The organism is Thermus altitudinis, assembly GCF_022760835.1.
Taxonomy (GTDB): domain Bacteria; phylum Deinococcota; class Deinococci; order Deinococcales; family Thermaceae; genus Thermus; species Thermus altitudinis.
Window position 1 is genome coordinate 71813 of sequence record NZ_JAKTNQ010000009.1, and the last position, 9001, is coordinate 80813.

The 9001-nt window shown below is 63.8% G+C and carries 6 protein-coding genes; 4 read left to right on the top strand and 2 right to left on the bottom strand.

Features of this window, described 5'->3' with window-relative positions; genetic code table 11:
* Window positions 1-26: 26 nt before the first annotated feature.
* Window positions 27-1556: a cation:proton antiporter family protein gene (locus L0D16_RS05075; protein ID WP_243030356.1), complete on the top strand. Its 1530-nt coding sequence runs from the start codon at window positions 27-29 to the stop codon at window positions 1554-1556.
* 21 nt (window positions 1557-1577) lie between these two features.
* Complete coding sequence (locus tag L0D16_RS05080) at window positions 1578-2816, top strand: aminotransferase class I/II-fold pyridoxal phosphate-dependent enzyme (protein WP_243030357.1); 1239 nt, start codon at window positions 1578-1580, stop codon at window positions 2814-2816.
* 97 nt (window positions 2817-2913) lie between these two features.
* Here the strand turns inward: L0D16_RS05080 and L0D16_RS05085 are convergent, their stop codons facing one another.
* Together L0D16_RS05085 and L0D16_RS12390 are read right to left on the bottom strand one after the other, a co-directional pair.
* Window positions 2914-4140 carry an aminopeptidase gene (locus L0D16_RS05085; RefSeq protein WP_243030358.1) on the bottom strand — a complete coding sequence of 409 codons (1227 nt, stop codon included), beginning with the start codon at window positions 4138-4140 and terminating at the stop codon, window positions 2914-2916.
* Between the two features lie 32 nt (window positions 4141-4172).
* On the bottom strand, window positions 4173-4307 hold the full coding sequence (locus L0D16_RS12390; RefSeq protein WP_279231195.1) for a hypothetical protein: 135 nt from the start codon (window positions 4305-4307) through the stop codon (window positions 4173-4175).
* A 75-nt stretch (window positions 4308-4382) separates the two neighbouring features.
* On the opposite strand from L0D16_RS12390, the gene nifJ reads away from it, so the two are divergent.
* Together nifJ and L0D16_RS05095 are read left to right on the top strand one after the other, a co-directional pair.
* A complete protein-coding gene (nifJ, locus tag L0D16_RS05090) occupies window positions 4383-7886 on the top strand; it encodes a pyruvate:ferredoxin (flavodoxin) oxidoreductase (RefSeq protein WP_243030359.1) in 3504 nt (1167 codons plus the stop codon).
* Window positions 7887-7927: 41 nt separating this feature from the next.
* Window positions 7928-8926 carry a dihydroorotate dehydrogenase-like protein gene (locus L0D16_RS05095; RefSeq protein WP_243030360.1) on the top strand — a complete coding sequence of 333 codons (999 nt, stop codon included), beginning with the start codon at window positions 7928-7930 and terminating at the stop codon, window positions 8924-8926.
* Window positions 8927-9001: the final 75 nt, after the last annotated feature.

A 9001-nucleotide genomic window follows, 5' to 3' on the forward strand; every position in this document is an offset into this window, starting at 1 on the left:
CTCCTTTTTCGTATAGGGGGTTTCTGGTGCCCGGCGTTTTGCTTTTGGCCTACTTTTCCGGGGTGCTCTTGGTGCGCCTGGGGTTGCCCGCGTTTTTGGGCTACCTGGGTGTAGGGATGGCTTTGAGGCTTTTGGGCGTGGCCGGTGATCCCCTTTTGGACTTTTTTGCAGACCTTGGAGTCTACCTCTTGCTTTTCACCGTGGGTCTCGGCCTGCGCTTAGAACGCCTGGTGCGCCGGGAAGTTTGGGTCACCGGGGTTTTTCAGCTCCTCTTGCTTCCGGTTTTCCTGGCCGCCCTCTACATCCTGGGTCTGGCGCAGAACCTCTTGTCCCTACTGGTGTTGGCCGTGGCCCTTCTCAATCCCAGCACCGTGCTTCTGGCCCGGGTGCTTCAGGGCAAGGGGGAGCTTTCCGCCTTGCACGGGCAGCTGGCCCTGGGGATCTCGGTTTTTTTGGATGTGGTATCGCTGGCCCTCCTCATCCTTGCGGGGTTCCAAGGGGTAGGGCCGTTGGGGTTTTCCGTCTTGGCCCTTCCTTTGTTGCGACCGCTACTGGTCCGCTTGTTTCACCTGGCCCAAAACGCTGAGCTTAAGCTCCTTCTGGGTGTGGGGCTGGCCCTTTTGGGGGCGGAGCTGGCCCGTTTCCTTCAGGCCCCGGAGGCTTTGGGGGCTCTTTTTATGGGCTTGGGGTTGTCCCGCTACCCGGGGGTAGGGGAGGTGGTGGAAAGGCTCTGGGCGCTGAGGGAGACATTTTTGGTGGCCTTCTTCCTTAGGGCGGGAATGGCGGTAGGTCCCGATGGGGTTTTTGTGGGGCTTTTGCTTTTGCTCCTCCTATTGCTCAAGCCGGTTTTTCTCTTCCTACCCCTGGTCCGCCAAGGCTTTAGGGCCCGCACGGCTTTTCTGGTGGGGGTAGGCCTGGGCACCTACTCGGAGTTTGGCCTGGTGGTGGCGGGGGTGCTGCAAGGGCTAGGGCAGATGACGCCCCAGGGCGTAGGGGCCGTGGCCCTAGCCGTGGGGGGCTCTTTCCTCTTGGGAGCCCCGATGGTCCAGAAAGCCCACCTCCTTTATGAAAGGTGGAAGCCTTGGCTTAAAGGGTGGGAACGGCCCGGGCTACACCCTGACGAGGAGCCGCAAGGGGCCTTGGGGGCCAGGTGGCTGGTGGTGGGCATGGGGCGGACGGGGACAGCGGCCTACCGCTTCCTGGCGGAGAAAGGGGAGAGGGTCTTGGGTTTGGATAGCGACCCGGCCAAGGTGGAGTACCACAGTTCCAAGGGCCGGCGGGTGCTCTATGGGGATGCCGAGGACCAGGCCCTTTGGGAGGGGCTGGACCTGAGGGGGGTTAAGGGGGTCGTGCTAGCGCTCCCCGACCTCGAGGCCCGCCTCCAGGCCACCAGGGCCCTGCGGGCCAAAGGCTTTGCGGGCGTGGTGGGGGCGGTGAGTTACGCCAAGGAGGAGGACGCCCGGCTTTTGCAGGCGGGGGTGGATGTGGTGTTCCATCCGCTTCTGGAGGCCGGGGAGCGACTTGCCGAAAGGGTTTTACAAGCCAGCGAAGCCTAGGGAAAGGCTAAACTTAGGGGCATGAACTACGACACCTTGGCGGTGCTCGCGGGGCTACCCGAGGACCCCCATGGAGCGGTGGGGCTTCCCATCTACGCCGTGGCCGCCTACGGCTTTAGGACCCTGGAGGAGGGGGCAAAGCGCTTTGCCACTGGGGAGGGCTACGTTTATGCCCGGCAGAAGGACCCCACGGCTAAGGCCTTGGAGGATAGGCTTAAGGCCCTTGAGGGAGCCATGGAGGCGGTGGTTTTTGCCTCGGGGCAGGCGGCCACCTTCGCTGCCCTAATGGCGCTGCTCCGCCCAGGGGATGAAGTGGTGGCGGCCAAGGGGCTTTTCGGCCAGACCATCGGCCTTTTCCAGCAGGTTTTGGCCCCTTGGGGGATACGGGTGCGTTACGTGGAGCCCGAGCCCCACCGGGTTCGCGAGGCCCTTACCGAGGGTACCCGGGCCATCTTCGTGGAGACCATGGCCAATCCTGCCCTGATGGTGCCGGACCTCGAGGGCCTGGCCTCCGTGGCCGAGGAGAAGGGGATCGCCTTGGTGGTGGACAACACCTTCGGGGCCGCGGGGGCGCTGGCCAAGCCCCTAAGGTGGGGGGCCCACGTGGTGGTACAAAGCCTCACCAAGTGGGCGAGCGGCCACGGCTCGGTGCTGGGGGGGGCGGTTTTGGTGCGGGAGACGGGGATCTGGCAGCACTACCCCCAGTTTCTAGAGCCCGATGCCCGGGGCCAGGTGCCCTGGGAGGCGTTGGGGCCTAGGTGCTACCCGGAAAGGGTGCGCACCCTGGGGCTTTCCCTTATGGGTATGGCCCTATCCCCCTTCAACGCCTACCTTCTCTTCCAGGGCCTGGAGACCGTAGCCCTCAGGGTAAAGCGGATGAGCGAAACGGCCCTGTATCTGGCGGAGGCTCTTAGGGGCCATCCCAAGATCCAAGCCCTTCGTTACCCTGGCTTGCCCCAAGACCCAGCCTACCCCATGGCCCGGAAGTACCTGGCCTCGGGGGGGCCCATGCTCACCCTGGACCTGGGAAGCCAGGAGGCGGCAGGCCGCTTTTTAGGGGCCATTCCCTTGCCCAAGGCCGCTAACCTGGGGGATGCCCGCACCCTTCTGGTTCACCCGTGGACCACCACCCATAGCCGCCTGTCCGAGGAGGGCCGGCTACAGGCGGGGGTTACGCCGGGCCTGGTAAGGGTTTCCGTGGGGTTGGAGGGTGCGGAGGACCTGGTGGGCTGGTTTAGGGAGGCCTTGTCCTTTGTTTAGAGGGGAGGAAAAGCACAAGCGACTTGTATCGTGAAGAAACGCACATAAAGTGCGCTGGAAAAGAGGGCTAGAGCCTCTCCCACCAGGTCAACCCGCCCTAGACCACCCAAAGCCCTTTGCGCATCAGGGGAATGCGGGTACCATCCTCTAGGAGCCCATCCACGTCCATCTCCTCCGAGCCGATCATCCAGTCAATGTGCACCAGGCTTTGGTTACCCCCGCGCCTAAGGAGTTCCTCCCCTGTGGGGCGGCCCTCCAGGTTCTCGGCATAGGCTTGGCCAAAAGCAATGTGGCTGGCGGCGTTTTCGTCAAAGAGGGTGTCAAAGAAAACCAGGCCCGTTCTGGCGATGGGGTTGTCGGCGGCCACCAGGGCCACTTCTCCCAGGCGCCGGGCGCCTTCATCGGTGGAGAGGGCCTTAAGGAGAACCTCCTGTCCCTTTTCCGCCCCCACTTCTACGGCATACCCCCCCTCAAAGCGGGCCCAGATGCCCTCCACCAGCTGCCCTCCCAAGGCCAAGGGGCGGCTGGCCCGCACGACCCCTTCCACCCGTTCCCGGTGGGGTGCGGTGAAGACCTCCTCCGTGGGTAGGTTGGGATTGCAGAGAAGCCCCTTCTGGGTGGGGGTGGCCCCTCCTTGCCAGAGGTGCCCTTCCGCCAAGCCCACCACCAAGTCGGTTCCTGGGCCTCGGAAGTGGATAGCGGAGAAACGCCTTTCGTTCAGGTAAGCCACCTTCTGGTGCAAGGAGCGGTTATGGGCTTCCCAGGCGGCCACGGGGTCTGGGGTATCCGCGCGGGTGGCCTGGAAGATGGCCTGCCAAAGTTGGGCGACCGCCTCCTCCTCGGGTAGCTGGCGAAAGACCGCCTTGGCCCAGCCAGGGTGAGCGAAGGGCACGATGGTCCAGTTGGTGACGAACTCGCTTATGGCCTCGAGGGCCGGCTTGTAGGCCCGGCTTTGCGCCTGCTGGGCCCGGCCTATGCGCTCTGGGGGAAGGCCTTCGAGGGCCTTGGGGTCGTTGCCGGAAACCGCCAGCCGGGCAGCCCCCTTGCGGAAGGCCTTGGCCATGCCCTCATAGAGCCAACCCGGGGCCGTGTCCAAGCCTTCCTCTGGCGCCAGGGAAAGGCGCTTGCGGGAAAGCACGTTGTCCCCGTAGATGACCGTGAAGAGGCTTGCTCCGTGCTGGTAAGCTTTTTCCGCCAAGAGGCGGACAAAATCCACGGCCTCAATGGGGGCGGTGGCGATAACCTCCTGCCCCGGCTGAAGGTTCAGCCCTACCCGGACCGCCAGATGGGCCAACTTTTCTAGGTTTTCCTCAAAGGCACTCACGCCCTCAAGTCTTTCCTCCCGAAGGGGTTCCGTCAAGGCCGGGGGCAGCTTTTGGGCCTGCCAAGAAGGAGGGCCAGCCCAGAAAGCAGCAAAAATAGGGGCCGGTAGGCTTCCAAAAGTAAGGCGGCCAGGAGGAAGAGAGCCACCAAGGCATACCGGATGGGCATGCTCCTAGGGTACACCGGGAGGGGTGGGACATTCCTCACCCCAAGGGGCGCTATGGTGGGGAAGAGGTGGAGCCTATGCGTCCCATTACCGTGGACGGGAACGAGGCGGTGGCCCGGGTAGCCTACCGTTTGAGCGAGGTGATCGCCATTTACCCCATCACCCCGGCAAGCCCCATGGCGGAGCTTTGCGACGAGTGGGCAGCCAAGGGGGAACCTAACCTATTTGGGCTCGTGCCCCGGGTGGTGGAGATGCAGTCCGAGGGCGGGGCGGCAGGGGCCCTTCACGGGGCCCTGCAGCAAGGGGTTTTGGCCACCACCTTCACCGCCAGCCAGGGCTTGCTCCTCATGATTCCCGACATGTACAAGATCGCCGGGCAGGCCCTTCCCGGCGTCATCCATGTGGCCGCCCGGGCCCTGGCCACCCATGCCCTTTCCATCTTTGGCGACCACCAGGACGTGTATGCGGTAAGGGCCACGGGGTGGCCCATGTTGATTTCGGATTCCGTCCAGGCGGCCCAGGACCTGGCGGCCATGGCCCACATCACCGCCCTGAAGGCAAGCCTCCCGGTACTTCACGCCATGGATGGTTTCCGCACCTCCCATGAGGTGCAGAAGATCCTGCCCCTTTCCGACCGGGAGCTTAAGGCCCTTTTCCCCTTTGGGGCCCTCGAGGCCTACCGCCAACGGGCCCTCACCCCGGAGAATCCCGTGATCCGGGGTACCGCGCAAAACCCCGACCACTACTTCCAAAACCGGGAAGCCATCAACCGCTACTACCTGCGCCTGCCCCAGGTGGTGGCCGAAACCATGGAGCATTTTGCCCAGGTTACCGGGCGCCGCTATGCCCCTTACGAGTACGTGGGCCACCCGGAGGCCGAGCGGGTGGTGGTGGTCATGGGCTCGGCCTCCCTGGCGGTGGAAGAGGCGGTGGAGCACCTGCTGAAGCAAGGGGAAAGGGTGGGGATGGTGCGGGTGCGCCTTTACCGCCCTTTCCATACGGAGGCTTTCCTTGCGGCCTTTCCTAAAACTGTGCGCAAGGTGGCGGTCCTGGACCGGGGCAAGGAGCCCGGGGCTGTGGGGGAGCCCCTTTTCCAGGAAGTGGCGGCGGCCTTTGCCCTACGGGGTGGGGAGGTTCCTCTGCTGGTGGGAGGGAGGTACGGACTTTCCTCCAAGGAGTTCACCCCGGCCATGGCCCTGGGGGTTTTTGAGGAGCTGAAGAGGGAGAGGCCCCGGCACGGCTTCACCGTGGGGATCGTGGACGACCTTACGGGCACGAGCCTTTCCTACCCCGAGGTGGACTTTGAGGACCCAGCCTCGGTGCGGGCGGTCTTCTTCGCCCTGGGGGCCGACGGGACCGTGAGCGCCAACAAGAACACCATCAAGATCATCGGGGAGGAGACCCCCCTTTACGCCCAGGGGTACTTCGTCTACGACTCCAAAAAGTCCGGCTCCCGCACCGTAAGCCACCTGCGCTTTGGCCCAAACCCCTTGAACAAGCCTTACCTGGTGCAGAGGGCTAACTTTGTGGGCATTCACCAATGGAGCTTCTTGGAGCGCCTTCCCATGCTGGGGGTGGCAGAGGAGGGGGCCACGGTTCTCATCAACAGCCCCTACCCCAAGGAAGAGGTCTGGGACCGTCTGCCCAGGCCTGTCCAGGAGGAGATCCTCAGGAAGAACCTCAAGGTCTATGTGGTCAACGCCTACGAGCTGGCCAGGCGGGTGGGCCTTCCTGGGCGCATCAACACCATCATGCAGGCCGCCTTCTTTAGGCTTTCCGGGGTTTTGCCCGAGGAGGAGGCCAAGGCCCGCATCAAGAGGGGCATAGAAAAGAGCTACGGGAAGCGGGGCAGGTCGGTGCTGGAGCGGAACTTCCAGGCGGTGGAGCTGGGCTTTGCGGCGGTGGAGCCCCTCCCTGTTCCCGGCAGGGTTACCTCGGAAAAGGACCTGGTGCCGCCTATGGTGGACCACCCTCCTGCCTTTGTGCGGGATGTCCTGGGGCCCATCGCCTTGGGACTCGGCGACGCCTTGCCGGTTTCCGTCTTTCCTGCGGACGGCACTTACCCCACGGGGACGGCCCGGTATGAGAAGCGGGGGATCGCCGAGTTCATTCCCATTTGGGATCCCCAGGTGTGCGTGCAGTGTGGCAAATGTGTCCTGGTCTGCCCCCATGCGGTGATCCGGGCCAAGGTGGTGCCGGAGATGGCCTTGGCCCTGGCCCCCGAAGGATTCCCCCACCGCAAGGCCATGTGGAAGGAACTTGGCGGCGAGTTTACCCTGGCCACCAGCCCTGACGACTGCACCGGGTGTTCCCTTTGCGTGGAGGTCTGCCCCGCCAAGGATAAGCAAAACCCAAGCCGCAAGGCCTTGAACCTGGCTCCCCGCTTGGAGGTGCGGGAGGCTATGAACCGGCACTGGGACTTCTTCCTTTCCTTGCCGGAAACCCCCAGGGCTAGCCTTAAGCTCCACACCGTAAAGGATGTGCAGCTTCTGGAGCCCTTGTTTGAGTTCCCTGGGGCTTGCGCAGGGTGCGGGGAAACCCCCTACCTTAGGCTTCTTTCCCAGCTTTTTGGCGACCGCCTCATTGTCGCCAACGCCACCGGATGCAGTTCCATTTACGGGGGGAACCTTCCCACCACCCCCTGGAGTAAAAACCGGGAAGGCCGGGGCCCGGCCTGGGCCAACTCCCTCTTTGAGGACAATGCGGAGTTTGGGCTTGGCATGCGCCTGGCCCTAGACAAGAAGGCGGAATACGCTAGGGAACTTCTTGTGGGTTTCCGGCAAGTTTTGGGCCAGGAGTTGGTGGAGAGGCTTCTTGCGGAAGTGGGGCCGGAGGAGGTGGAAAAGAGGCGGCAGGATGTGGCGCTTCTGCGGGAAAAGCTCAAGGCCCTGGATGATCCCAAGGCCCAGGACCTCTTGGCCGTGGCAGACGCCCTAATCCCCCACTCGGTCTGGATCGTGGGTGGGGATGGCTGGGCCTACGATATCGGTTACGGGGGCCTGGACCACGTGCTGGCCAGTGGGGCCAACGTGAAGGTCCTGGTTCTGGACACCGAGGTCTACTCCAACACCGGGGGACAGGCTTCCAAGGCTACGGGCCTGGGGGCGGTGGCCAAGTTCGCCGCTGCCGGCAAGCCCACCCCCAAGAAGGACCTGGCCTTCATGGCCATGAGCTACGGTCACGTGTACGTGGCCCAGATCGCCATGGGGGCGAACGATGCCCATACGGTGAAGGCCTTCCTCGAGGCCGAGGCCCATAAGGGACCGGCCCTTCTCATCGCCTACAGCCACTGCATCGCCCACGGTATTGACATGGCCAAGGGTATGGAGCACCAGAGGCTGGCCGAGCGCACCGGGTACTGGCCGCTTTTCCGCTACATTCCCGGACAGGGATTGGTCCTGGATTCCAAGCCTCCCACCCTACCCTTGCGGGAATACCTCTATGCGGAAAACCGTTACCGGCTCCTCCTGCAAACCCACCCCGAGGGAGCGGAAGCCTTTTTAAGGCTAGCGGAGGAGGCGGTGCGGGAAAGGTGGGAGAGGCTTTCCCGCATGGCGGCGAAGGAGGTTGTGCCAAACTGAGGGTGTTTTCCCGTCAGGGAAACACGTGAAGGAGGAGGGGTATGGATCTGAGCACCACCTACCTGGGGCTAGAGCTGGAGCACCCTTTGGTGGCTTCCGCCTCGCCCCTCACGGAAAAGCTGGATGGGTTCTTGCGCCTGGAGGATGGAGGGGCGGCGGCCATCGTGATGCACTCCCTGTTCGAGGAGCAGGTGACCCTCGAGGAGGAGATGCTGGACCATTATCTCCACTACGGCCACGAAAGCTATGCCGAGGCCCTCTCCTATTTCCCCAAGGCCCACGAGTACCGCCTAACCCCAGAGCGCTATCTGGATCTCCTCTCCCGGGCCAAGGAACGGGTTTCCGTCCCCATCATCGCCAGCTTGAACGGCATCAGCCGGGGGGGATGGGTGGAGTACGCCAAGCTCCTGGAGGAGGCCGGGGCCAACGCCCTAGAGCTCAACCTGTACTACATCCCCACCGACCCTGGCCTTTCCGCCTCCGAGGTGGAGGCCATGTACCTGGATACCATCCGCGCCGTGGTGGAAAGCGTGCGGATCCCCGTGGCGGTCAAGGTGGGGCATGCCTTCAGCGCCTTCGCCCATTTTGCCAAAAGGGTGGAGGGTACAGGGGCCAAGGCCTTGGTCCTCTTCAACCGGTTCTACCAGCCGGATATAGACCTGGCTACCCTTTCCGTGGTGCCTACCCTGACCCTCTCCCGCCCCTATGAGGCCTTGCTGCGCATCCACTGGATTGCGCTTCTATACGGCCGGGTGGGGTTAGAGCTGGCCTTGACGGGGGGTGTGCATTCGGGGACGGAGGCGGCGAAGGGGCTTTTGGCCGGTGCCCAGGTGGTGATGATGACCTCGGCCATCCTGGAAAAGGGCCCCCATCACTTCCGCACCGTGCTGGAGGAGCTGAAGGCCTTCATGGAGGAGAAGGAGTACGCGAGCGTGGCGGAGATGCGGGGGGTGATGAGCTACCAGAAGGTGGCGGAGCCGGCAGCCTTTGAGCGGGCCAACTACCTTAAGGTTCTGGGCTCGTATCGCCTTCTTCCGTGACGACTCCCCGCTCCGAAGAGCAGGGCTTCGCGGTTCTAGGTTAGAGCACCTATCCCCGCAGGCTCCGTCCGAGCC

Coding starts and splice junctions, on each gene's coding strand:
- L0D16_RS05095 (WP_243030360.1), top strand. CDS start 7,928: ATGGATCTGAGCACCACCTACCTGGGGCTAGAGCTGGAGCACCCTTTG.
- L0D16_RS12390 (WP_279231195.1), bottom strand. CDS start 4,307: ATGCCCATCCGGTATGCCTTGGTGGCTCTCTTCCTCCTGGCCGCCTTA.
- nifJ (WP_243030359.1), top strand. CDS start 4,383: ATGCGTCCCATTACCGTGGACGGGAACGAGGCGGTGGCCCGGGTAGCC.
- L0D16_RS05080 (WP_243030357.1), top strand. CDS start 1,578: ATGAACTACGACACCTTGGCGGTGCTCGCGGGGCTACCCGAGGACCCC.